Source organism: Paenibacillus sp. S-12, assembly GCF_030363895.1.
GTDB lineage: Bacteria > Bacillota > Bacilli > Paenibacillales > Paenibacillaceae > Paenibacillus_B > Paenibacillus_B alvei.
On sequence record NZ_JASIUF010000008.1, the window covers coordinates 78,442 to 99,828 of the forward strand.

Genomic DNA, 21,387 nt, shown 5'->3' on the forward strand with positions numbered 1-21,387 from the left:
CTGACATTATCGTAGTCCGGTCCCTACTTTTGAAACAAGTTATTGCAGATTAATTACTGGAATAATTACAACTTATTTTAGATTGGTAATACTAGTAACTGGTACGGCAACTATGGGGAGGAAACTTATATGAACATGAAATTAGTACCTGTTAAAGAAAAAAAGGTTGTTAATTACAAAAGTTGTTTTGATGTGATTGGCCCGATTATGATTGGCCCCTCCAGTTCACATACTGCAGGTGCCTTAGCTATTGGAACAGTTGCCAATAAATTATTTCAAGGTCTTCCCAAAAAAGTTGTAGTAAAGTATTATGAATCATTTGCTGAAACCCATAAAGGACACGGAACTGATTTTGCAATTATTGCCGGTATATTAGGATTTGCTGCCGATGATAGTAGGGTACCTGATGCTATTGAAATAGCAGAATCTAAAGGAATTGACATTACATTTTTAGAAGAAGCAGGTGATAGTCCTGCCGGTCATCCGAATACTGCAGATATTTATCTGGAGGATGAAAATCGAAGTATTAGAACAATGGGAACTTCAGTCGGTGGCGGATTAATCGAAATTAAACATATAGAAATTGATGGGTTTAGCTTACATCTTCAAGGGCCATTGCCGGTTATTATAGCGATTTCCGAGAGGGATGACCTTGAATTTATATTACGCAGGATCTTTAAACAATATAATGTGGAAATTAACAATTTTAATAGTTTGGAAAAGTCAGGGAAATATTTATATCAATTTGATGTGGATTCTCAATTATCTAGTGATGTTCAGAAGGAATTGCGAAATTCTAGCAGTGCAGCTAATATCATTATTCTTTAATTAGATTAGGGGTGAGAAATTTATGTACATGACTATAAAGGAAATTATCGATGCAGCTAATCAAAGGAAAAAGCCAATTTATGAATTAGCAATCGAGCAGGAAATCGAGCAAACTAAAACTTCTTATGAAGAAGTTTGGGAGAAAATGGAAAGAAATTTAGTGACTATGGAGAATGCTGTAAAGAAAAGCGCTGAGGGCAACGGAGTTTTTTCTCCGACTGGTTTATCAGGAGGGGATGCTGTTAAAATAAAACAATATCGTGAAAGTGGAAAAACCCTTTCTGGAGATTTGATGATGCTTGGGGTCCAAAACGCTATCGGAGTTAATGAAGTAAATGCGTCGATGGGAGTTATTTGTGCAACTCCAACTGCAGGTGCAAGTGGGACAATCCCGGGAGTACTGTTTAGTATTCAAGATAGTTTACAGTTAAGTCATGAAGACAAGGTTCATTTTCTATTCACTTCAGCTTTATTAGGAATGATAGTAGCAAATAATGCTTGTATTTCCGGAGCCTTCGGAGGATGTCAAGCTGAAGTAGGTAGTGCCTCAGCAATGGCAGCAGCAGCAGCAGTAGAAGCTGCCGGAGGAACACCTCAGCAATCTTCTGACGCTTTCTCAACTGCACTGCAAAATTTACTCGGTTTAGTTTGTGATCCGGTTGCAGGCTTGGTAGAAGTTCCTTGTGTAAAGAGAAATGCTATTGGAACGGCTAATGCCTTAGTAGCAGCGGATATTGCATTAGCGGGCGTAACCAACATCATCAATGCTGATGAAGTAATTGAAGCGATGTTCATAGTAGGAAGACAGATGCCTCGCGAATTAAGAGAGACAGGTTTAGGCGGAATTGCAGCCACCCCCACAGGAATTGCTATTAAAAACAAAATTTTCGAAGAAAAGGTTACTAGAAAATAAGATTAAAATATAAATATAGTAAAAAAATTATAATAATTATATTGAAATGTAAGAGCTAATAGCTCAAAATAAGATTACAAACTATACTTTGTGAAAAAGATAACAATTGTTAAGACCCATTCTCCAATGCTCTTGCAAGGATGAGAGGAGTGTAAATCGATATCTATCATTGCTATATAATGTAATATATTAAATTAATTGGTTTTGTAAACGCAAACAACTTAAGATTTGATCTTTACAGCAGTATGTCTATTGTTGCTACAAAAAGGTTCATCCTGGAAGCAATCTGGAGTGAATCTGCTTTTTTAAAGGAGAGGAAATGATAAAGTAGTTAACCAGTATACAAAGGAGGAATTATCATATGAATGGGAATACAGCGGAAAAACTTGAATTTACTGCTGAAGATACTACAGGGAAAATCGAAAAATATCCAGATCCTAAAAAGTGGCACAAGCAAGATACCACCTGGGCATTGGGCCTTTTTGGAACAGCAATTGGAGCAGGCGTACTCTTTTTACCTATTAATGCGGGAGCAGGAGGTTTATTATCATTATTGTTAATTACAATACTTGCATTCCCTGTCATGTACTACTCGCATAGGGCGCTTGCTAAAATGATATACGCTTCCAATTCTGCTGATGAAGGGATTACAGGTACGATAAGAGAGTATTTCGGTAATAAGGCAAGTATAATATTTAACATCGTATTTTTCTTATCGATTTATATTATCGTGCTGATGTATTCGGTTGCACTAACAAATACTGCAAGCAGTTTTATCGTGAATCAATTGCACATGAATGAGCCGCCAAGAGCCATTTTATCGCTTGTATTAGTACTCGGTCTTATAGCTATACTGAATTTTGGTCAAGATATTACTGTAAAGGTAATGAGTATGCTAGTATATCCTTTTATAGCTTCGCTGCTTTTTATCTCAATATCTTTAATTCCACAGTGGAATACATCGATGCTTAGTTTTTCAAGTGTTTCTACTGCTCCAACAGGAGTAGGAGGATACTTCAATATGATATGGTTGATTTTGCCGATTATCGTATTTTCGTTTAATCATTCTCCTATGATATCGTCATTTGTTATGAAACAGAGACAAACTTATGGAATACAAGCTACTGACGCCAAATGTTCTCAAATACAAAAAGTTTGTTATATCATGACTTTCATAGTTGTTATGTTCTTTGTTTGGAGCAGTGTCTTGAGTTTGACTCCAGATGATCTTGTAATGGCAAAAGAACAGAATTTATCAATACTTTCATACCTTGCCAATCGGCTTAATTCGCCTCTAATCGCGATTGCAGCTCCTATTATTGCGTTTGTGGCCGTAACAAAGTCCTTTCTTGGCCATTATGTAGGAGTATACGAGGTAATGCGTGACATGATTATCTCGGCCGGTAAATCGCGCGGAAAAGACCTAAAAGAAAAAACAGTTAAGAGAGCGATTCTTGTTTTTGTAGTATTAACATGCTGGTATGCCGCTTATGCAAATCCAAGCATTCTTGGAATTATAGATACTCTCAGCGGACCGCTAGTTGCTGCTATTTTGTGTCTCTTGCCAATGTATGCGATCAATAAAGTTCCTGCACTAGCTAAATACAAAGGAAAACTTAGCAATGTTTTTGTCACTGTTGTGGGCATTCTCACTGTCCTAGCAAGTTTGAAAGCATTATTCTAATTTAATATCTTTAGAGCTTGATCAGGTGGCTTGTCATTGCCATCTAAGAAAGCTCTCTTATTATTTGATTTGTCGATTCATTCGTGATTTCAATCATGAGATGAATCGGGGCTTTAACCTAGTCGCATGAATATTCCGTCTTAGCTGGAGTTTTTCAGTTGTACTCGTTCATGCTACTGGGTAAGGGAATAACTTAGACAAGAGGCTCTGCCCAAGCTGACTTTGGAGCCTCTTTTACATTTTTCCGAACGGACTGATAAATTGGTTAATTAAATGAACAAATGTTGAGTCAATCAGTTCTATTGGCAACTATATTCATAGAAAGGAGGATTACCAACGATGAAGAATAAGAATTTTACGGAATATGATCGGGCGATATTGCAATCCTATGACTCCATCGTGGAAGGCTTGGCCGATTATTTGGGAGATGCCAGCGAGATTGTACTGCATAGCTTGGAAGACTATCAAAATACCGTCATCAAAATCGCGAACGGGCATCATACGGGCAGAGAATTAGGAGTCCCGATTACGAATATGGCCTTGCAGATGTTGAGTGAGATTAAGTGCTCTGAAGCAAAGCAAGCGATCAGTTATTTTACCAAAAGCAAGAACAACCGCTCAATGAAATCAAGTATGATAGCCATTCGTGGTGAAGCTGGCAAAATTATTGGTTTTATGTGCATTAACATAAACTTGGATGAATCGTTTTCTGGATTTCTTCAAACTTTTTTACCGCAAGCGGGTCTTGAAATAAGAGCACAGGAGGAGAATTTTGCATCATCCATTGAGGATATGATTCTTGAAATGATAGAGCTGACGATTGAAGCGGTGGATGCTTCTCCTGACATATCGCATGCAAATCGAAATAAGCACATTATCGGTCTTTTGTATGATCGGGGAGTGTTTAATATGAGAGATGCGGCTACTATCGTGGCAAATATGTTGAAAATTTCGAAACATACCGTTTATTTGCATTTGCGCAATCATACTCCCAAAAACGAGAAGGAAACCTGAAAACCGGTAAACAAGGCATATGACCTTCGTCTACCGGTTTTTGTTGATTGGTGCTTGTGTCACAATCAGTACAAAGCAACATGATATAATGATAGCGACAGATATTATGGTTATTGTAGGAGATGATATCATTGGATACCAAATGGGAATATCGAACGATGAAGTATAAGACAGGCGGGTTTCTGGGCGGTAAGGTCGATGAAGATGGCTTCGAGCAAATGCTGAATGAGGCGGGGTACGAAGGATGGGAGTTAGTGTCCTGCTTCGACACAAGCACCACCAATGGTCAGTCCAGAGATATCATTGCAGTATTCAAGCGCAAAGTTTATTTATAAGGTACATACTGGCCCAGTACTGGATTCTCATTCAATCCCGTTCTGGGCCTGCTAGTAGAATCCAGCCTAACGTTCATTGGAGGGGGAGAAAATGGAACAAGCGCCTTTAAGAAATGGCATTGAATGCTTGGCAGGTCTTGCATCTCGATGAGAAGCTTACATACAAAATTATTGGTATCGTTGGCGTGAAACGAACTGATTGCAAGGAGGAGCTCTTTGAAATGGTTAGCAAAAAGAGAGTTCAACATTCCTCATACTGGCATCAATAAGATTGAGCAGGTTCGGATCGGTGGAACCGAACAAAGGTCTTCCTATCCTGCTTATGCTCCATGGCGGTTCTGGTCTGCCATGGTTGGTTCGGCAAATCGCGCGCTATCAAGAGTATGAGTATGGATTTGGATAATATGGCCTCACAGCGAGTGGCAAGCAATCTTGGGATGGCTGTCGAAAAAGAGCTCGTTAAGAACGATCAGTGCGGAGATATGCTCAAAAATTATCTGTATACCGTGAAGAAATAGTATTTTTATATGAAAATCATCGTTGAAGATTGAAGATTGAAGATTGAAGATGAGGTGTTTTGTTGAAAAAATTCACTTGCTGCATCGAGTCAGAACTGCTCGTTATTAGACCGCTTGAAGGTGAAGACTATTTCACTTGGCTAGCTGGGTATGAAAATAGGATGCCGGCACAACATAAATATGATGATGGCAAAGTTGAGATGAGCAGATACACCGAAGAATGGTTTCGACTCGAGATAGACAATCATCAAAGATTGGCTTCCGAAGATAAACTATATTTTTTCGGCATCTTTCGAAAAGAAGACAACGCCCATGTAGGGGCCATCGATTTTTCTACGCTATTGCGGGATGATTTTCAATGGGCTAGATTAGGTTATATGATTCATAATCAATACTGGAGAAGGGGTTATGGAAAAGAGGCTGTAGCTGCAGCAATCACTTTTGCGTTTGACAAACTTAATTACCATCGCATTGAGGCGCATATTAACCTGGAGAATACTCCTTCAATCAAATGTGCAGAAGGGGTTGGAATGAAGTTTGAGTGTATCCGAAAAGGTTTCATTTATGAGAATGACGCGTGGACAGATCATCTCATCTACTACGTAAATGCAAATTAGACCCTAACAGCCAGCTTTTCTTATCGGAGGAAGGATGGCTTTTTTCGTCTTTACAACGCATGGTATTTTTAGGATAATGGCCGCACTCATTTGGGAATAAATGTTCATATTTGGCAAGCCTACAATGTAATTGCTGTATATGAAGCCTTGGGTGTTCAGGGGATTCCGGTTGTTAATGATCTTGAGGGTTTAGATGTGAAGTATTTCTCTCTTAATGAGCCGATTCCAGATTTGAATCCATTCTAATGAGATGTATTTACGCAAGGCGGGATATATTCAGAAGTGGTAATAGAAGAATAGACCAAAGGAACAAGGAGGTAGAGCATGAGCGTGCGTCATTCTAAGTTAGCATGGGGGATAGCGCTTATTTTGCTTATTACAAACTTGATCACGATAGGATGTCTTATGACAGAAAAAGAGAAAGAAAAAGAGGCGGTTGTACAGCCAACGATGGATGTGTTTGAGTTAGAGGGGCAGTCAGAGCACTGGCAGCTTCGTCATTATCAGGTAATGCGAACGCCCAATTCGATACGAAGGGGATCAGCTACATTGACTTACTTGGGTGACACCAAGGATATTAAGGATTCCTCATCGTTCTATATTGAATATTACGAGAAGCACGGGGAGCGCGAAGAGGGGGTTCTTACGAGTGGAATGCTAGCTACGAACGGCAGAGTGCATATCTTATCGGAATTGGATCACTTGGGCTCCATTCAAAGGAAGCCCACTGAATTCGAGCGGAGCATGACGAAGGATGACTTCGCTGGCAGTTATGTCAAATTTCGCTGGTCGGATAGTTATGGTGAGGAGCATGTTGAACTGATCGAGTTGGAAGTGAACAATCATACTACATTCAAATAAGTGAGTGATCGTTGTTGTTTACAATGAGCGGGTGTATGAAGTCAGGAGGTATCGGTGATAAACAGGCAACAAGAATAGATTTATAAATAGTACGTGAACTACTAGATCATATGAAGGAGATCAGCGATGTTATACCATTTTAGTGAAGATTCAACCATTTCCACATTTGTACCGCGTCCAGCCAAACAATCGCATATTCCGCCGGCAGTATGGGCGATTAATGAGGAAAATGCGGTTCACTATTATTTGCCCCGAGATTGTCCTAGAGTCATTTATGCAAAATCGGACCAGATAAGTACGGAAGATGAAGCGAGATTCTTTGGTCACACAGTAGCAAACAAAATTATCGTAGTTGAGAATGACTGGCTTGAGCAGATAAGCAATACCACGATCTATAAATATACGTTTGAAGATTCTAACTTTCAGTTATTAGATGCGAATGCTGGATACTATATTTCGGAACAAACGGTCGAGCCCATTCAGATAGAGCCGATGACTAATCTCATTCAGCACATCGTACGAGCTGGGGTGGAATTGCGGTTTACACCGAATTTGCATCCTATTTGCAGTGCAGTACTCGCATCTACAATTGATGCTTTCTCTATGATTCGGTTTCATCATGCCAAGCCATTAGGCGCTGAATAACGTACAGGATATGCTCCTGATACATAAGGCTATGTTATGATTGGGGAGACGGGTACCAGGTGAAATGGTTGTTGCGCACGCTGCCAGCCTTACTGCATGTTATCGCAAGTCTTCAATACATCAGATTTATGGTTTTGGCTGACGAGAATTCGCTCGGTTCCGTACTTATGTATGGCTTTATTATAGTAACGGCAATCACAGCGTCAGTTACCATGCTCGTGTCAAAGGGACAATGGAGGCAGTTTCTAATCTCATCAGTTGCTTATATCGTTTGGTTTATCGTATGGATGGTTGGACTCCAACTGATTATCAATCTTAACGTTGTGAATGCCCCTGAAGACGATCCGGCATTAGGCATGCTGATACTTTTTGTCGGGTTGCCGCTGTCGCTAATCAGCCTAGTTTTTGGAACGATAACTGGAATCATGCTCGTGCAGCTTCGAACGCAAATCAGGTTGTTTCGCCAATAGATGATTTGGCTCGAACTTGCTATCATTACAACTATTACTGAACATCAGGAGAAACAATATGCTAATCTACAATATCTGTTATATTCAACGCGGAAACGAGGTTCTGCTGCTTAATCGAGAGAAGCCGAGCTGGATGGGGTGCTGGAACGGCATCGGCGGCAAGCTGGAAACGGGTGAATCTCCTCGTGAATCAATGGAGCGCGAATTAGCGGAGGAAACGGGGATTACGCCCAAGGATTTGACATTCAAGGGTATCGTCAGTTGGATGGTGGACAGGACGAGGTTTGGTGGTATGTATTTGTACGCAGCAAGCGTGGAAGAGAGCTTTACCTATGATACGCCGATGAAAACAGATGAAGGAATTTTGGATTGGAAACGAGTAGACTGGATTATGGATGTTCATAATCAAGGAGTTGCCTCTAATATGCCTCAAGTTCTTCAGGGTATGAAAAGCGATATGCATTGCTACGACTATCACTGCATATTTGAAAAAGGGAAGCTGCTGAACATGATTGCAATTCAGATTGATCCTGCATTGGAATGGGATGAGGTACAGCGAGAGGTGTATTTGGAGAAATATGCAGTTATGATCCATTCCTCATAAACATGAAGTGAAAAGAGGTCGTTATTATCCAACTGCTAAACGTTGGAGTGATACGAGATAAATAAAGCCAAAGGCACTGCGGTAAGGGTGTCGTTGGCTATATTTTTTATCTCCAGCATCGATGTAACGAACTTGATTTCCACGCAGTCAAGTTTCCATGATCAAAATCGCTAAGAAAGGTAAGCGGCTCTCTCCAAAACATCTCGGATGCACTCGCATCTGCAACGGTATTGCCCCCATAAGCAATATTCTTGCTTTGTCGGGCCGTTGTAGGAAAGAAAGGCGGCATATGAGGTCATGCTTTCCCTGTGTTTATTTTAAGCCATATTTATACCTGATGCTTGGTATGTGTATGACAGCAGTCGTAAATATTAGTAGAGTGGCGAGGAGATAAATGGCTAAAGGAGATGAGCTTGCATGAACGCATCGAATATCAATCCGTTTCTGATGTTTTTCGGGAATGCAGATGAGGCAATCAAGCACTATACTTCCATATTTCAACCTTCTGAGGTGATAAGCATTGTACGACATGGAGATGCAATGCCTAATTTGGACGAAGCTGATAAGGATAAGGTGCTGCACGCCATGTTCTCATTGAAAGGGCAGGTGTTCATGTGCATTGATAGCCTGGACAAGCAGCATCGCCATGAGTTTACGCCGGCTTTTTCCTTGTTCGTGACATGCGATTCGGAAGAAGAAATTGATCGAGTATTTCGGGAGTTGTCTGAGGAAGGACAAGTGTTGATGCCGCTTGAGGCCTCGTCTTGGAGCGCTAAGTTTGCTTGGGTACAGGACAAGTTCGGTGTATCGTGGCAGTTGAATCTGGCGAATACATAATTTGCAATTGCATGAGAAAGGAAGAGGAGCGGACTCTTGAATGTCAATCATCGTCTTCCAGGAGAGCTGCTCCTTTTTCGATTTGTATGGGTTCTTTTGCTTAGGCTATCCTTTGTTAAACTGAATATTGTTCACGATCTCTAGGAGCTGACGAAGTCCATGCTCGATGCGATCTTCAGGCACATTCGTCACATTGATTTTCAACAAATTGCTTGCCGGGAATGAAGCTAAGTAATGCTTTTCGATCGATTCGAGATGAATCGATTTCTTTTTTGCATCCGAAATAAGCCGCTGCACAGGCAGTCTGTCATGCAGTTCCAGATGGGTATGCACCGTTAGACGGGATGAAGCGCTTGGGAATGTGAAATGTTCATGCTGCTGCCGGGATAAATCACGCAGTACGGTCTGCAGGAGTTGTGACCTTTTGGCATACGAGGTTCGTATTTTCTCGCGATGATGCTCGAACATGCCGCTCTTCAAGTAGATTTCGAGCGCACCTTGCGACAGCATGGAGCTGTCAATATCCTGGGTTCGTTTATAGCGATTAAACGTCTGGATCAGTGTATCCGGAATAACAGCCACCCCGATGCGAAGCCCTGGGAAAATAATTTTCGAGTAGCTCTTCAAGTAAATGACATGCTTAGATTCATCGTATGCAAATAAAGGGTCGGACTTCGAATTATGCTCCAGATCGGCCAGATAATCATCCTCGACGATATATACGTCGTATTTGCGTGCGAGGGCAGCGATTCGCTTCTTTTCTTCGGTTCGGTAGGAAGAGCCCAGCGGATTATGGAATCTTGGGATCGTATAAAAAAACTTGATGCTTTCCGTACAAAAAATTCGTTCCAGCTCGTCCATATCGATGCCTTGTTCCGTTCGGCGAATGCCCATTACAGGAAGCTGATGCGTTTGCAGATGTTCGACCAACAGATGATAACAAGGCTGTTCAATAAGAATCATCCTTTTTTGGTTCGGGAAAGGCATGGTACAGAGTATGGAGAGGGCCTGCTGCACCCCTGATACAATAAAGATGTTCGACAACTGTGTAAACACCTGATAATTGGCTAGATGACGCTGCATCAACGCAAGCAGAGAGGGCAGTCCCTGCGATGTCCCATAGATGAATAGATCATTTTTGTAGGTGTCGATCGCTTTATTGATACAGTGCTGAAAGTCCAAGTATGGGAACACGCCTGGGTCAGGCGCGGCGGATACAAAATCAATGAGCCCTTGTTTCGTGTCATCTGTTTGATTTCGTCCCCGAACCACATAATAGCCGCTCTTCGCTACCGAATAGATGAGATGTCTCTCCTCCAAATCATGCAGTGCCCGAATGATGGTGCTCTTATTGACCCCATATTGAATGGCGAGCTCGCGAATGGAAGGGAGCTTATCCCCATCCTTGAAGGTGAGCTTCTCCAGATTGTGCTCCAGTTCCTGAATCACCTGCTCATATTTATACATGAATGATCCGTTCACCTCAATTCTGTACCGGTACAGATGATATTTTCCTTGATTGTAGCATAACGCTGCAGCGATTAACATGATTGTAGGTTCTCAATAATCAATTGCTTGCAAGCAAGGAAAAGAGGGATTGATCATGAATCATTCTGCTGTGAGAAAAGCGTATATCGCCGCCATACTAAATACACTGATTATTGGATTTTCCTTTGTGTTTGTAAAAATCGCACTGCAAAGCGTAAACTCGCTAGACATGCTTGCCTATCGATTTACGGCATCCTTTGCGGCCATTATGATCTTGGTTCTTTTGGGAAAAGTAAAGCTGAACCTATGTTGGAAGGAAGTTGCCACAATTGTCCCGCTGGCAGTTCTCTACCCAGGATTGTTTTTTGCCTTTCAAACGTTCGGGCTCGTCACCGTATCCGCTTCGGAGGCTGGGATTATTCAGGCGGCTGTGCCGATATTCACCATGATATTCGCATCGTATTGGCTGAAGGAACATTCCACATGGCAGCAGAAAATTGCACTGCTTCTGTCGGTCTCGGGACTTGTTTATATCTTTACGATGAAAGGCGTTAACGTTGGAAATACAAGCTTATCAGGCATCTTGCTCGTCTTCTTGTCTGTGCTCTCCTTAGCGGGATACAATGTTGCCGCACGTAAGAGAACGCGCATATACGGAGTTATGGATGTAACCTTCATCATGACTTCCTTTGGATTCGTGCTCTTTAATTCGATGGCGATCTTCCAGCATATTGCCGCAGGAACGACATGGAACGTGTTGCAGCCGTTGACCGATCCGATGTTCTTGCTCTCTATTCTCTACTTGGGCGTACTGTCCTCCTTGATGACCGCATACTTGACGAACTATGCGCTGTCGAAGCTAGAAGCTGTAAAGGTGAGTGTTTTTACACAATTAGGGACGTTGGTGACGATGGGGGCTGGCGTTATCATTTTGCACGAAAGTTTGCAGCTATATCATCTAATTGGAGCTGGGCTTATTATCGTAGGCGTACTTGGTGTGAACATTCCGCTTCGTCAGCGTGAACGTGCCGACACAATTAAGAAGCAGGCATAAGATAGACACTATAACGATCGATGGGAGTAAAGCAAAAAAAGCACCGAACCGGGTGCTTTTTTGCATGTTACAATGATGACGGTTAGGTTTATTTGATCGTGAAATTGACTCCATACATAGACAGTTTGCATTTTGCTGCGACCCGCTGTGAGGAGAGATTGTCACAGAACGTACTGTACAATGGGGCCGCATTCATCTTCCGAACAGCCTGCGCCCAGCCGACAACTGCCTCTGATGCATATCCCTTGCCACGAAATGCTTCTAGTGTCTCAAGACCTGCCTCATGAGCTTGGAGACAAATACGGACACTGCGGCAAATCGAGACCAGTTTGTTATCGACTGCAATCCCGATACAAGGTTGAGCATACTCGATTTCCGAGAGCAGCCATTTAAATCCGCTATAATCCCAATCTGTTATATTATCCTTCGTGATGCTAGTCGTCTGTAAAACAGGCATCGATATAGGGGGAACATAATAACAAGGCCCCATCGTATAATGGTCGGACTGAAGGAGATCCATATAAGCCTCACAATGCTTGGGTCGTGTATGAATATCGGTAATGACAGGCTCATCCGCACATAATTGTTCCAGCTTTTCAACCAATACGCCGGAAACGTCGTAGCGGAATCTCCATATCGCCGCTCCATCAATCGTTCGCCCTAGGAAAAAGCGCGGAGCCGTACTTTCACCAGGCCATGGTTCGTTAATCGTTCGAAGCCGCATAAGATCATCATGCGTAAACATGGCTCCCGCGTGTATGTTCATAAGCTCATACTGTTGCGGCTCTCCTGAACTCTTATTTGTTATTTCCATAACTTAACCTCCGAATATATGGTTTCGTATACCTCCTTTACCACATCCAATGAGATATCGATCTTGTCATTATAGCGTGATGTCATTAAGAGGATGAAGAAGCAAAAGAAGCAATCCGTATCTAAGGCAGGGATATCCTGTACTGAAATATACCTTGATGTACCTGTTCTTCCTTGATATGATATCAGAAATTGGCAGATAAGTGCGATACGACATTAGAGAGGACGTGATTCCATTGGCTTATTTGCATGGAGATCGCATCACATTACGAGAATATCGAAGAGAAGATTATGATTGGATTCGGAAATGGGCGAATGATTCGGACATTACAAATTCATTAAGTGATATCTTTTTGTACCCGCATACAGAACAAGATACAGAAGCCTTCTTGGAAATGATGATTGACGGGGCGTCCAAGTCGAGGGGCTTTGTTATAGCTGATAAACAAACGCTTGCCTATATCGGTCAAATTGATTTGCATCATATCGACTGGAAGAACCGATCAGCAGTGCTCGGCGTCGTAATTGGACGTAAAGATTTGCTTGGAGTCGGCTATGGCAAGGAAGCGATTCAACTAATGAAGGGCTTTGTGTTCGAGTCATTAAATATGAACCGCCTTGAGCTTGAGGTATACGAATTCAATGAACGAGCCCATCGCTGTTATGTAAACTGCGGCTTCAAGGAGGAAGGCAGACTGCGTCAGAAAATGTACAAGGACGGCAAGTATTGGGATGTCATTGTAATGAGTATCTTGAAGGAAGAGTATGAAGGTCAAAATGAGTGAGCTTTTCTTTTGCGGGAGTGTATATAAATGAAGGTGCAAGGATTAAATCATCTATGCTTCTCTGTATCTAATTTGGATCGCTCCATTGCATTTTATGAACATATATTCGGGGCGAAGCTGTTAGTCAAAGGACGCAAGCTTGCCTATTTTGGATTAAATGGCTTATGGATTGCGTTAAATGAAGAGCGAGATGTCCCTCGCTATGACATACAACCTACCTATACCCATATTGCATTCACAATCAATGAGCGAGAATTTGATGAAATGAAGGCAAGACTAGTACAATATGGCGCCAGATTGCTGCCTGGCAGAGAACGAGACGAGCGGGATAAGCAGTCTATATATTTTGCAGACCCGGATGGACATCGCTTCGAATTCCATACCGGACAATTGAATGATCGTCTGAATTATTATAAGGAGACGATGCCGCATATGACTTTTTTTGATGAATGACCGATTACTTGCTAATTTGGTAAATAATGGACTTCATAGCGATAATTTGCTAGGATCTAATGCATGAAGGCTGTGGGCTATGCAAACCGATGAAAAGAAGAGATAGGGAGTGATGGTTCGATGAGAACAATGAAGACCTTTCTACTCATGTTGGCTGAATTGCTGCTTGGAATGTATTACGGTATTTGTCGCAAAGGAGAACATTTCGATAAGAAGACGGCTCATTTGAGTGGCTATCGTTACCTAGCATTCGTGATGGCTCTTCTGTTGACACTTCTTCTTCTCACGATTTGTCTCTATCCCTTTATCCAGTAGTGCAATTCATAAAGGGGGAGGAATGAATCTGTCATGAAGCTGCGATCTGAAATTGCAGATATATTGGAACAATATGTCCAATTGATTCATGCGTACAAGCAGGATTGGCTGGAAGGGCTTTATATTTATGGATCTATTGCGTTAGGCGATTATTCGTTAGCATTGAGCGATATTGATTTTATTGCGATTACACGCGCTCGACTCCATGAAGAAGAGATAAGCAAGCTTAACGATATTCATGCACAAGTAAACCGGTTCTCAGCTCGTCCCAATATGAACGGTATTTATATCACATGGGACGATATAGGGAAGCTGCCGAAGGATGTTGCGCCTTTTCCTTACTATTGCGACGGCAAAATGAAGCAGTCTGGCTACTTCGAGTTGAATCTTGTCACATGGTACGAACTGAAGCAGCATGGAATTGCAATTCTTGGGCCGCCAGTCTCTGAGTTGGATATTGCCTTCGATATGGACGCTTTCTTGAATGAAATGCATGAAAACTTGAATCGCTATTGGGCTCGTTGGATACGAAGCTCTAAGCCTTTTTACTCTATTAAGGGCTTGATGCTGCTGAACCGAGCGCAGATAGCTTGGGGGGTGCTCGGGGTAACAAGGCAATGGTATACCTTCCGTGAACGAGCCATCACAAGTAAAGCAGGGGCAGGCGAATACGCATTGCTGCATGTTCCTGAATGCTGGCATCCCATTTTGCAAGAGTCGATCAATCAACGAAAGGGTGTCAGGGAATCGTTGTATGCGTCGAAGTGGAAGAGGAAGCGCGATGCTTTGGCTTATATGGATTACATAACCAAAGAATGCAATCAATTCGTTGCTTCGTTATCCTTGCAAAAATGAGTATAGATTTGATCTCTCGAGGAGGAAGATCGAATCTTTTTTATTTTTATCTATGATAATCATTATCAATACTATATAATGACATAGATTGCTTATGATTATACTGACATAGAGAAATGAGGGAATCGTTTGCTGCGAAGGTTTTTCTCCTATTATCGTCCGTATATGGGACTGTTCTTTTTGGACTTCACCTGTGCGGTATTCGTTGCATTGCTTGAGCTCGGCTTCCCGCTGGCGGTCAATCAAGTCGTGGACAAGCTGCTGCCAACGGGAAATTGGACATGGATTGTATGGGCTTGCGTAGGCTTGCTCGTTATTTATGGAATTAATATGGTGCTGCACTTTGTCGTCACGTATTGGGGGCATATGCTCGGCATTAACATTGAAACGGATATGCGCAAGAAAATGTTCGAGCACCTGCAGAAGCTGTCTTTCCGCTTCTTCGACAATAATAAGACAGGACAATTGATGTCCCGCATGTCAAATGATCTGCTAGAGATCGGCGAGGTAGCTCACCATGGGCCAGAGGATTTATTCATCGCAATTATGACGCTGCTCGGCGCATTCGGTCTCATGCTCGGCTTGAATTGGAAGCTTGCTGTATTGACATTTATCGTCGTGCCGATATTGTGCTCGATTACCGTTTACTTCAATAAGAAGATGATGGGGACATTCCGCCGTTTGATGACTGACCTTGCGGATTTCAATGCGCGCGTTGAAGACAGCATTGGCGGTGTTCGCGTTGTTCAAGCATTTGCGAATGAGGCGCATGAGAAGGAATTGTTCGCTGAGAACAATGGCCGCTTCCGCAATACGAAGCTGATGTCCTATCGCATCATGGCGTGGAATACGTCAATCAGCTATATTTTGATGCGCATTGTCACCGTGTTTGTACTGTTATGCGGTACGTGGTTCGTTATTCAGAAGGAACTATCGTATGGCGAATTTCTTGCATTTATTTTGCTGACGAATGTATTCCTCGGACCCATTCAGAAAATTAATACCGTAATCGAAAGCTATCCAAAGGGAATCGCTGGCTTCAAGCGGTATGTAGAAATTATCGACACCGAGCCAGACGTGAAGGATAAGCCGGATGCAGTTGATGTGGGCATGCTGCGCGGCAATATCCGATTCCATGATGTAACATTCGGCTATGAACAGGAGCGTCCCGTTCTGCGGGACATCAATGTTGCCATCAACGCTGGAGAAACGGTAGCCTTCGTCGGACCATCCGGCTCAGGCAAGACAACGCTTTGCAGCTTGCTGCCAAGGTTCTATGATGTTCTGGAAGGTAGCATTACCGTGGATGGCATTGATATTCGCGATATGAAGCTGCAATCGCTGCGCAAGCAGATTGGTATCGTGCAGCAGGATGTGTTCTTGTTTTCGGGCACCATTCGCGAAAATATTTCCTATGGGCGTCTCGGCGCATCAGATCAGGATATTTGGGCAGCGGCTCGGCGCGCTCGATTGGACGAGTTTATTCGTGAACAGCCAGAAGGGATGGAGACTGTAATAGGTGAACGCGGCGTGAAGCTGTCGGGCGGTCAGAAGCAGCGTCTCGCTATTGCAAGAATGTTCTTGAAAAACCCGCCGATTTTAATTTTGGACGAGGCGACTTCAGCGCTTGATACAGAAACGGAAGCAGCTATCCAGCAATCTTTGGCAGAACTGTCGGAAGGTCGGACGACACTCGTTATTGCGCATCGGCTGGCAACGATTAAAAATGCCGACCGCATTGTCGTCGTCACGGACAAGGGAATTGTAGAGCAGGGCGGTCATGACGAACTGCTAGCCGTAGGTGGCTTGTACAGCCGATTGCACAAGGCGCAATTCAGAGAATAGCATCTGCATGATGTGCTGAGCAGCTTGCTTGGCCAACTCGTACGGTAAAATAAATTAGATTTTGGAGCCTGATTCACGCATGTTTGCGTTCGAGTCAGGCTTTTTTTTTGTTCGAATGAAGCACATTGGCCTTCTTGTAGGTGGGGGCGGATGTTTTACAATGATAATAATAGTACCTTGACTGTCATAGTACTTTGATCTATATTGTTATTGAGGAGGTGATCCTTGCATGAATGCGAAGCTTTCTTCCGATTTGCTGCGCGGACATACGGATACAATTATTTTGAAGCTGCTGATGAGCGGAGATAAGTACGGTTATGAAATTTGCAAGCTGGTGCACACTGGATCAAACGGACTATACGAGCTGAAGGAAGCCACGATGTATTCCAGTCTGAAGCGGCTGGAGCAGGAAGGAAACATTACTTCCTATTGGGGGGACGAGACGCATGGCGGTAGACGGAAGTATTACCGCATTACAGACAAAGGACGCGTCACGTATGCAGACAATAAGCAGAATTGGGAATATGCGAAGAAAATACTAGATATTTTGATATAAGAAAGGTGGAATATGCAATGGATGAGCGATTAAGACGATACCTGGATAGTGTCTTTTCACCCTATGAAGATTTGAAGCAGATCCAGGAACTGAAGGAAGAGCTGTTGTATGATTTACAGGAGAAGCTGAGCGATTTGAAGAAGGAGGGCTATGACGACGAGGCAGCCTATCTTCTCACGATAGAATCGATAGGTGAGATTTCTGAACTCATTGAGAGCATTAATTCGCAAACGGTCAAGCTGCAGCAGAAGGTTGGGATGGACTTTTCGAAAAGCAATTTGCAAAATTCCGATTTCACCTCTACTTCTGTACATGATGGACAGTTCAATTACAGCAATTTGCAGGGCTCGGACTTCAGCTATTCGGATTTAACAAACAGTTCTTTCAAGTGCAGCAGCTTGGATCAGGTTAACTTTACAGGAGCAAATTTATCAGGTGCGCAAATTGTGAAGTCAAGCGTGAGAAAGGCGATTTTCACAGATTGTATTTTCGAGAATACCGTTTTCAAGTCCTCTGATTTCTCTGGCGTCAGCTTTGACAACTTGACATTCAATGGGGTTGTGTTTGATTATGCTGGCTTGCGAAAGACAACATTCCGTAATGCGGTATTCAACAATGTTTCGTTTAAAACAGATGTAAAGAAGACGATTTTCGACGGGGCCACGATGGATAAGCTGACTTATGCGCTTCTGAAGAGCAATAAGGCTGATTTGAGCAATGTAACGGTACGCTAAGAAGCATATTGCGCGTATTGCATGTATTGCACGCTGTGTAACGAGATACGTAATATGAACTTACCTGTAGCCATTAGGCAGCGGGTAAGTTTTTCATTAGATCCGATTGTCGAACAGGGAAGGGGACAAGGTAACATCCATGAATCATTGGCTTGCAATTGATTATTTACAGCATGGCAATGCAGATCAGGTTGAAGTGTATCATTTGCTCCAAGAGCTTCGGATTATGGCGGTTCTAGAGCTGTACACGCCCGTTCTTATTGGTACGCTTCCCCTCTCTATTCACATACCAGGAAGTGATCTGGATATTGCCTGTGAGGTGTATGACTCCGCAGCATTTGAGGAGCTTGTGCGCGTTCATTTTGAACACTTTGAAGCGTTCGAATACGTACGACGAACGGTTAACGAAGTAGAAAGAGTGAAGGTGAATTTCTGCTGCGGCAAATGGCCTGTCGAAATTTTCGGACAACCGATTCCTGTAATCGAGCAAAATGGATTCCGACATATGGTTATCGAGGAATGCTTGCTGCGCAAATATGGCGATTCGTTTCGCCAGCAGATTATTGAATTAAAGCGGAACGGAATGAAAACGGAACCCGCCTTCGCGAAGCTTCTTCAGCTCGAAGGAGATCCCTATGAACAGCTGCTGCTTATTGATTGTGATGAAAATCATAGACATAAGGAGAGCTGACTTGCTAGAAAGAATACATATGTAACATTTGGCAAAAGGATATGGGGGGCAAAATACAGCGATGAGTGGGACAACAGTTGCACCAGTAAATCAGGATTATATCATCGAGCAGGTGAAGGAAAAGTACAACTGCACAGTGCTGAAATGCGAGGGACGGCCAGTACTTGAATTCAAGTCCGAGCAAGAGCTGCATGAGATTACCGACTATGTGCATCACTATTTTCAAATGGATTTGATGGATGTTTTTTTCACCGCAATTGAAAGTATACAAGCCGATGAATAGGAGAGTTGACCAGGCAGCTCTTCTTTAATATGAAGATGTCTTGTGGTGTTAAAACATAAGAATTGATGCCATGTGGAATTTTTTTTGTGATAAATGGCCGGATAGCAAAGTGTTTTGGTGTACAATAAGATATATTACGTCATTACGCAGCTATTGAGGTGTAGAAATATGATTATTTTGAAAAGTCAACAAGAAATCGATGCGATGCGTGAATCAGGAAGACTGCTTGCGCAGGTACATCAAGAGCTCGCTGGTATGATTAAGCCAGGCGTGACCACGCATGAAATTGATCAGTTCGTGGAGCGCTATTTGCATAAGCATGGTGCAACACCGGAACAGAAGGGCTATCATGGGTTTCCGTTTGCGACATGTGCATCTGTGAATGATGTCATTTGTCACGGCTTTCCGAACAAAGAGCCTTTGAAGGACGGCGACATCGTAACGATTGATATGGTCGTCAATTTGAATGGAGCATTATCTGACTCGGCATGGAGCTATCGTGTTGGTCAAGTATCGGAGCAGGCAGACAAATTGCTCACGGTTACAGAGAAATGCTTGTATCTTGGAATCGAGCAGGCTGTACCAGGCAACCGTCTTGGAGATGTCGGACATGCGATTCAATCCTATGCGGAATCGAACGGATTCTCCGTTGTTAGAGACTTTATCGGTCATGGCATTGGCAAGGATATGCACGAAGAGCCGCAAGTTCCGCACTATGGCTCTCCAAATCGCGGCATTCGCTTGAAGGAAGGCATGGTTATTACGATTGAACCGATGCTGAATACGGGACGCTACCATGTGAAGCTCGACAGTGATGGCTGGACTGCACGTACGGCTGATGGCGGATTGTCCGCGCAATATGAGCACACGATCGCCATTACAAAGGATGGCCCAGTTATTTTGACAACCTTATAAGCGGGAGCAACTGCGAGCAGTTGTTACACGCGTTACGTATGTGTACATGTGCAAGCGCCCTCTGGTGGAGATCATTCCATTTGAGGGTGCTTTATTTTTATATCCTGGTAAATGAATAGGTTGAAAGATTTGCCAGAGTGAATATAGAATGGATATATATGCCTATAGGGAAAGAGGAGAAGAACGAGATGATACATATACAGACCGTTGCACAAACTCAACTTGATGAGTTGGCGGAGTTATATACGGAGCTCGATCAAAGTGAGACGAACGTTGAAAGGCTGAAAGAACGATTTACGGCGCTGCAATCGAATCCAGACTATACATTCTTAGGTGCAGTAGATAATTCCGGCAAGCTGGTCGGTTCCGTAATGGGGATTCGCTGCTATGACTTAACAGGTCAATGTCGTCCGTTCATGGTGCTGGAAAATATGATCGTCAGTAAAAGCCATCATCGAAAAGGCATTGGACAAATACTCGTAGAAGCGATAGAGAAAATAGCTATAGAAAGCGATTGTCGCAGTGTCGTACTTTTATCAAGTGCGTGGAGAACGGATGCGCATCAATTTTATGAGAAGCTTGGATTTACGAAGGATGCGACATATGGCTTCATTAAGCCATTAAATAAGTGACGTAAGTTTAAGGCTATGAAAATTAGCTGTTAGAGGGAAAGTGTGCAATAAATCGTATCGAGCCAAACAATGGTATAGAAATTCATGTTCTGGATACGCTCGGTGAAGCAGATCCATCCTTAATACCATTGCTTATCTGCCTGGGGTTGTCTGAATGCAGAAGAATTCCAAGTGCTCATCAGAAATGTGATGAAGGCATTACGGTGAATATTGATGCATAGTATGGAAGGACGATTTTGTTCATTCGTGCTTGCTGGTTCAAGAAAGGAGGACGATTACCGTTCCTTCTTTTCTTTTTGCCATCAATCGTTCACGGATTCCGCACATTGATCGGTTGATCTGGATAAGTTAGAAATGGTACAATATGTCATATATGAGAATTCTCTGGTGGTTTACGGATGTTTGACTTTTTGAAATGCAAAAGTATCCTCTCGAAGCTGCAGAGGGTCGTGCTTGGAGTCGTTGTATGCTTGCTGGTCATGACGCTGCTTGAACTCCAGCTAATAGAAATGATGACCGTGCACTATGCTTCGACCGGAAGAATATCGGGGAATGGAATCTAGGATTACTAGCATTAGTCTTGGTCTTATACAATGTTTTTTGTTTATGCGGGAGGTAATTCCCGAGGGAGCGCAAGATAAT

29 protein-coding genes are annotated in these 21,387 nt (G+C 42.8%); 26 read left to right on the forward strand and 3 right to left on the reverse strand.

Annotated features, from left to right (window positions below):
* Positions 1-129: 129 nt before the first annotated feature.
* From sdaAB to NO352_RS07960, 12 genes are all read left to right on the forward strand, one after another.
* Positions 130-828 carry an L-serine ammonia-lyase, iron-sulfur-dependent subunit beta gene (gene sdaAB, locus NO352_RS07905; RefSeq protein WP_262866789.1) on the forward strand — a complete coding sequence of 233 codons (699 nt, stop codon included), beginning with the start codon at positions 130-132 and terminating at the stop codon, positions 826-828.
* Between the two features lie 22 nt (positions 829-850).
* Positions 851-1,741 carry an L-serine ammonia-lyase, iron-sulfur-dependent, subunit alpha gene (gene sdaAA / locus NO352_RS07910; protein WP_289355295.1) on the forward strand — a complete coding sequence of 297 codons (891 nt, stop codon included), beginning with the start codon at positions 851-853 and terminating at the stop codon, positions 1,739-1,741.
* 361 nt (positions 1,742-2,102) lie between these two features.
* Positions 2,103-3,425, forward strand: coding sequence for an aromatic amino acid transport family protein (locus NO352_RS07915; RefSeq protein ID WP_005549691.1), 1,323 nt, complete (start codon positions 2,103-2,105; stop codon positions 3,423-3,425).
* A 339-nt stretch (positions 3,426-3,764) separates the two neighbouring features.
* Positions 3,765-4,439: a helix-turn-helix transcriptional regulator gene (locus tag NO352_RS07920; protein WP_268600248.1), complete on the forward strand. Its 675-nt coding sequence runs from the start codon at positions 3,765-3,767 to the stop codon at positions 4,437-4,439.
* 122 nt (positions 4,440-4,561) lie between these two features.
* A complete protein-coding gene (locus tag NO352_RS07925; RefSeq protein WP_040736375.1) occupies positions 4,562-4,774 on the forward strand; it encodes a DUF4177 domain-containing protein in 213 nt (70 codons plus the stop codon).
* A gap of 216 nt (positions 4,775-4,990) precedes the next feature.
* Positions 4,991-5,161 (forward strand): hypothetical protein, encoded by a 171-nt coding sequence (locus NO352_RS07930; protein WP_289355296.1) that lies wholly within the window; start codon positions 4,991-4,993, stop codon positions 5,159-5,161.
* A 2-nt stretch (positions 5,162-5,163) separates the two neighbouring features.
* On the forward strand, positions 5,164-5,292 hold the full coding sequence (locus tag NO352_RS07935) for a hypothetical protein (protein ID WP_289355297.1): 129 nt from the start codon (positions 5,164-5,166) through the stop codon (positions 5,290-5,292).
* Positions 5,293-5,354: 62 nt separating this feature from the next.
* Positions 5,355-5,909, forward strand: a complete 555-nt coding sequence (locus NO352_RS07940; protein ID WP_268600249.1) for a GNAT family N-acetyltransferase — start codon at positions 5,355-5,357, stop codon at positions 5,907-5,909.
* Between the two features lie 324 nt (positions 5,910-6,233).
* A complete protein-coding gene (locus tag NO352_RS07945; RefSeq protein ID WP_163976145.1) occupies positions 6,234-6,770 on the forward strand; it encodes a hypothetical protein in 537 nt (178 codons plus the stop codon).
* A 126-nt stretch (positions 6,771-6,896) separates the two neighbouring features.
* Complete coding sequence (locus tag NO352_RS07950) at positions 6,897-7,415, forward strand: DUF6886 family protein (RefSeq protein WP_289355298.1); 519 nt, start codon at positions 6,897-6,899, stop codon at positions 7,413-7,415.
* 59 nt (positions 7,416-7,474) lie between these two features.
* On the forward strand, positions 7,475-7,885 hold the full coding sequence (locus NO352_RS07955) for a hypothetical protein (protein WP_005549675.1): 411 nt from the start codon (positions 7,475-7,477) through the stop codon (positions 7,883-7,885).
* 58 nt (positions 7,886-7,943) lie between these two features.
* On the forward strand, positions 7,944-8,489 hold the full coding sequence (locus NO352_RS07960) for an NUDIX hydrolase (protein ID WP_005549674.1): 546 nt from the start codon (positions 7,944-7,946) through the stop codon (positions 8,487-8,489).
* A gap of 106 nt (positions 8,490-8,595) precedes the next feature.
* Here the strand turns inward: NO352_RS07960 and NO352_RS25080 are convergent, their stop codons facing one another.
* Complete coding sequence (locus NO352_RS25080) at positions 8,596-8,778, reverse strand: acyl-CoA thioester hydrolase/BAAT C-terminal domain-containing protein (RefSeq protein WP_353961234.1); 183 nt, start codon at positions 8,776-8,778, stop codon at positions 8,596-8,598.
* Positions 8,779-8,906: 128 nt separating this feature from the next.
* Between NO352_RS25080 and NO352_RS07965 the strand changes: the two genes are divergently transcribed.
* Positions 8,907-9,326: a VOC family protein gene (locus tag NO352_RS07965; protein WP_005549673.1), complete on the forward strand. Its 420-nt coding sequence runs from the start codon at positions 8,907-8,909 to the stop codon at positions 9,324-9,326.
* A gap of 105 nt (positions 9,327-9,431) precedes the next feature.
* On the opposite strand, the gene NO352_RS07970 is transcribed toward NO352_RS07965, so the two are convergent.
* On the reverse strand, positions 9,432-10,793 hold the full coding sequence (locus NO352_RS07970) for an aminotransferase-like domain-containing protein (protein WP_289355299.1): 1,362 nt from the start codon (positions 10,791-10,793) through the stop codon (positions 9,432-9,434).
* A gap of 136 nt (positions 10,794-10,929) precedes the next feature.
* On the opposite strand from NO352_RS07970, the gene NO352_RS07975 reads away from it, so the two are divergent.
* Positions 10,930-11,868, forward strand: a complete 939-nt coding sequence (locus tag NO352_RS07975) for a DMT family transporter (protein WP_289355301.1) — start codon at positions 10,930-10,932, stop codon at positions 11,866-11,868.
* An 88-nt stretch (positions 11,869-11,956) separates the two neighbouring features.
* Here NO352_RS07975 and aac(2')-IIb read toward each other — a convergent pair whose 3' ends face one another.
* Positions 11,957-12,682: a kasugamycin N-acetyltransferase AAC(2')-IIb gene (aac(2')-IIb, locus tag NO352_RS07980; protein ID WP_289355302.1), complete on the reverse strand. Its 726-nt coding sequence runs from the start codon at positions 12,680-12,682 to the stop codon at positions 11,957-11,959.
* A gap of 235 nt (positions 12,683-12,917) precedes the next feature.
* Between aac(2')-IIb and NO352_RS07985 the strand changes: the two genes are divergently transcribed.
* The 12 genes from NO352_RS07985 to NO352_RS08040 all read left to right on the forward strand — a co-directional run bounded on the left by NO352_RS07985 (position 12,918) and on the right by NO352_RS08040 (position 21,308).
* Positions 12,918-13,466 carry a GNAT family N-acetyltransferase gene (locus NO352_RS07985; protein WP_268600257.1) on the forward strand — a complete coding sequence of 183 codons (549 nt, stop codon included), beginning with the start codon at positions 12,918-12,920 and terminating at the stop codon, positions 13,464-13,466.
* Between the two features lie 27 nt (positions 13,467-13,493).
* Positions 13,494-13,919: a metallothiol transferase FosB gene (gene fosB / locus NO352_RS07990; protein WP_268600258.1), complete on the forward strand. Its 426-nt coding sequence runs from the start codon at positions 13,494-13,496 to the stop codon at positions 13,917-13,919.
* Positions 13,920-14,039: 120 nt separating this feature from the next.
* Positions 14,040-14,234, forward strand: a complete 195-nt coding sequence (locus NO352_RS07995) for a hypothetical protein (RefSeq protein WP_005549664.1) — start codon at positions 14,040-14,042, stop codon at positions 14,232-14,234.
* 33 nt (positions 14,235-14,267) lie between these two features.
* Positions 14,268-15,089, forward strand: coding sequence for a nucleotidyltransferase domain-containing protein (locus NO352_RS08000; protein WP_005549662.1), 822 nt, complete (start codon positions 14,268-14,270; stop codon positions 15,087-15,089).
* Between the two features lie 129 nt (positions 15,090-15,218).
* On the forward strand, positions 15,219-16,934 hold the full coding sequence (locus NO352_RS08005) for an ABC transporter ATP-binding protein (protein WP_268600259.1): 1,716 nt from the start codon (positions 15,219-15,221) through the stop codon (positions 16,932-16,934).
* Positions 16,935-17,163: 229 nt separating this feature from the next.
* Positions 17,164-17,490 (forward strand): PadR family transcriptional regulator, encoded by a 327-nt coding sequence (locus tag NO352_RS08010; RefSeq protein ID WP_005549659.1) that lies wholly within the window; start codon positions 17,164-17,166, stop codon positions 17,488-17,490.
* A 17-nt stretch (positions 17,491-17,507) separates the two neighbouring features.
* Positions 17,508-18,224, forward strand: coding sequence for a pentapeptide repeat-containing protein (locus NO352_RS08015; RefSeq protein WP_005549657.1), 717 nt, complete (start codon positions 17,508-17,510; stop codon positions 18,222-18,224).
* A 139-nt stretch (positions 18,225-18,363) separates the two neighbouring features.
* Positions 18,364-18,915 (forward strand): DUF4269 domain-containing protein, encoded by a 552-nt coding sequence (locus NO352_RS08020; protein WP_289355303.1) that lies wholly within the window; start codon positions 18,364-18,366, stop codon positions 18,913-18,915.
* A 61-nt stretch (positions 18,916-18,976) separates the two neighbouring features.
* Positions 18,977-19,198, forward strand: a complete 222-nt coding sequence (locus NO352_RS08025) for a hypothetical protein (RefSeq protein WP_289355304.1) — start codon at positions 18,977-18,979, stop codon at positions 19,196-19,198.
* Positions 19,199-19,366: 168 nt separating this feature from the next.
* Positions 19,367-20,113: a type I methionyl aminopeptidase gene (gene map / locus NO352_RS08030; RefSeq protein WP_005549651.1), complete on the forward strand. Its 747-nt coding sequence runs from the start codon at positions 19,367-19,369 to the stop codon at positions 20,111-20,113.
* Between the two features lie 188 nt (positions 20,114-20,301).
* Positions 20,302-20,745: a GNAT family N-acetyltransferase gene (locus NO352_RS08035; protein WP_005549649.1), complete on the forward strand. Its 444-nt coding sequence runs from the start codon at positions 20,302-20,304 to the stop codon at positions 20,743-20,745.
* Between the two features lie 398 nt (positions 20,746-21,143).
* Positions 21,144-21,308: a hypothetical protein gene (locus tag NO352_RS08040; protein ID WP_005549647.1), complete on the forward strand. Its 165-nt coding sequence runs from the start codon at positions 21,144-21,146 to the stop codon at positions 21,306-21,308.
* Positions 21,309-21,387 lie beyond the last annotated feature (79 nt).

Excerpts from the sequence above, each read along its gene's own strand:
- sdaAB (WP_262866789.1), top strand. The coding sequence starts at position 130 with ATGAACATGAAATTAGTACCTGTTAAAGAAAAAAAGGTTGTTAATTAC.
- sdaAA (WP_289355295.1), top strand. The coding sequence starts at position 851 with ATGTACATGACTATAAAGGAAATTATCGATGCAGCTAATCAAAGGAAA.
- NO352_RS07915 (WP_005549691.1), top strand. The coding sequence starts at position 2,103 with ATGAATGGGAATACAGCGGAAAAACTTGAATTTACTGCTGAAGATACT.
- NO352_RS07920 (WP_268600248.1), top strand. The coding sequence starts at position 3,765 with ATGAAGAATAAGAATTTTACGGAATATGATCGGGCGATATTGCAATCC.
- NO352_RS07925 (WP_040736375.1), top strand. The coding sequence starts at position 4,562 with ATGATATCATTGGATACCAAATGGGAATATCGAACGATGAAGTATAAG.
- NO352_RS07935 (WP_289355297.1), top strand. The coding sequence starts at position 5,164 with ATGGATTTGGATAATATGGCCTCACAGCGAGTGGCAAGCAATCTTGGG.
- NO352_RS07945 (WP_163976145.1), top strand. The coding sequence starts at position 6,234 with ATGAGCGTGCGTCATTCTAAGTTAGCATGGGGGATAGCGCTTATTTTG.
- NO352_RS07950 (WP_289355298.1), top strand. The coding sequence starts at position 6,897 with ATGTTATACCATTTTAGTGAAGATTCAACCATTTCCACATTTGTACCG.
- NO352_RS07960 (WP_005549674.1), top strand. The coding sequence starts at position 7,944 with ATGCTAATCTACAATATCTGTTATATTCAACGCGGAAACGAGGTTCTG.
- NO352_RS25080 (WP_353961234.1), bottom strand. The coding sequence starts at position 8,778 with ATGCCGCCTTTCTTTCCTACAACGGCCCGACAAAGCAAGAATATTGCT.
- NO352_RS07965 (WP_005549673.1), top strand. The coding sequence starts at position 8,907 with ATGAACGCATCGAATATCAATCCGTTTCTGATGTTTTTCGGGAATGCA.
- NO352_RS07970 (WP_289355299.1), bottom strand. The coding sequence starts at position 10,793 with ATGTATAAATATGAGCAGGTGATTCAGGAACTGGAGCACAATCTGGAG.
- NO352_RS07975 (WP_289355301.1), top strand. The coding sequence starts at position 10,930 with ATGAATCATTCTGCTGTGAGAAAAGCGTATATCGCCGCCATACTAAAT.
- fosB (WP_268600258.1), top strand. The coding sequence starts at position 13,494 with ATGAAGGTGCAAGGATTAAATCATCTATGCTTCTCTGTATCTAATTTG.
- NO352_RS07995 (WP_005549664.1), top strand. The coding sequence starts at position 14,040 with ATGAGAACAATGAAGACCTTTCTACTCATGTTGGCTGAATTGCTGCTT.
- NO352_RS08000 (WP_005549662.1), top strand. The coding sequence starts at position 14,268 with ATGAAGCTGCGATCTGAAATTGCAGATATATTGGAACAATATGTCCAA.
- NO352_RS08010 (WP_005549659.1), top strand. The coding sequence starts at position 17,164 with ATGAATGCGAAGCTTTCTTCCGATTTGCTGCGCGGACATACGGATACA.
- NO352_RS08015 (WP_005549657.1), top strand. The coding sequence starts at position 17,508 with ATGGATGAGCGATTAAGACGATACCTGGATAGTGTCTTTTCACCCTAT.
- NO352_RS08020 (WP_289355303.1), top strand. The coding sequence starts at position 18,364 with ATGAATCATTGGCTTGCAATTGATTATTTACAGCATGGCAATGCAGAT.
- NO352_RS08025 (WP_289355304.1), top strand. The coding sequence starts at position 18,977 with ATGAGTGGGACAACAGTTGCACCAGTAAATCAGGATTATATCATCGAG.
- map (WP_005549651.1), top strand. The coding sequence starts at position 19,367 with ATGATTATTTTGAAAAGTCAACAAGAAATCGATGCGATGCGTGAATCA.
- NO352_RS08035 (WP_005549649.1), top strand. The coding sequence starts at position 20,302 with ATGATACATATACAGACCGTTGCACAAACTCAACTTGATGAGTTGGCG.
- NO352_RS08040 (WP_005549647.1), top strand. The coding sequence starts at position 21,144 with ATGTTTGACTTTTTGAAATGCAAAAGTATCCTCTCGAAGCTGCAGAGG.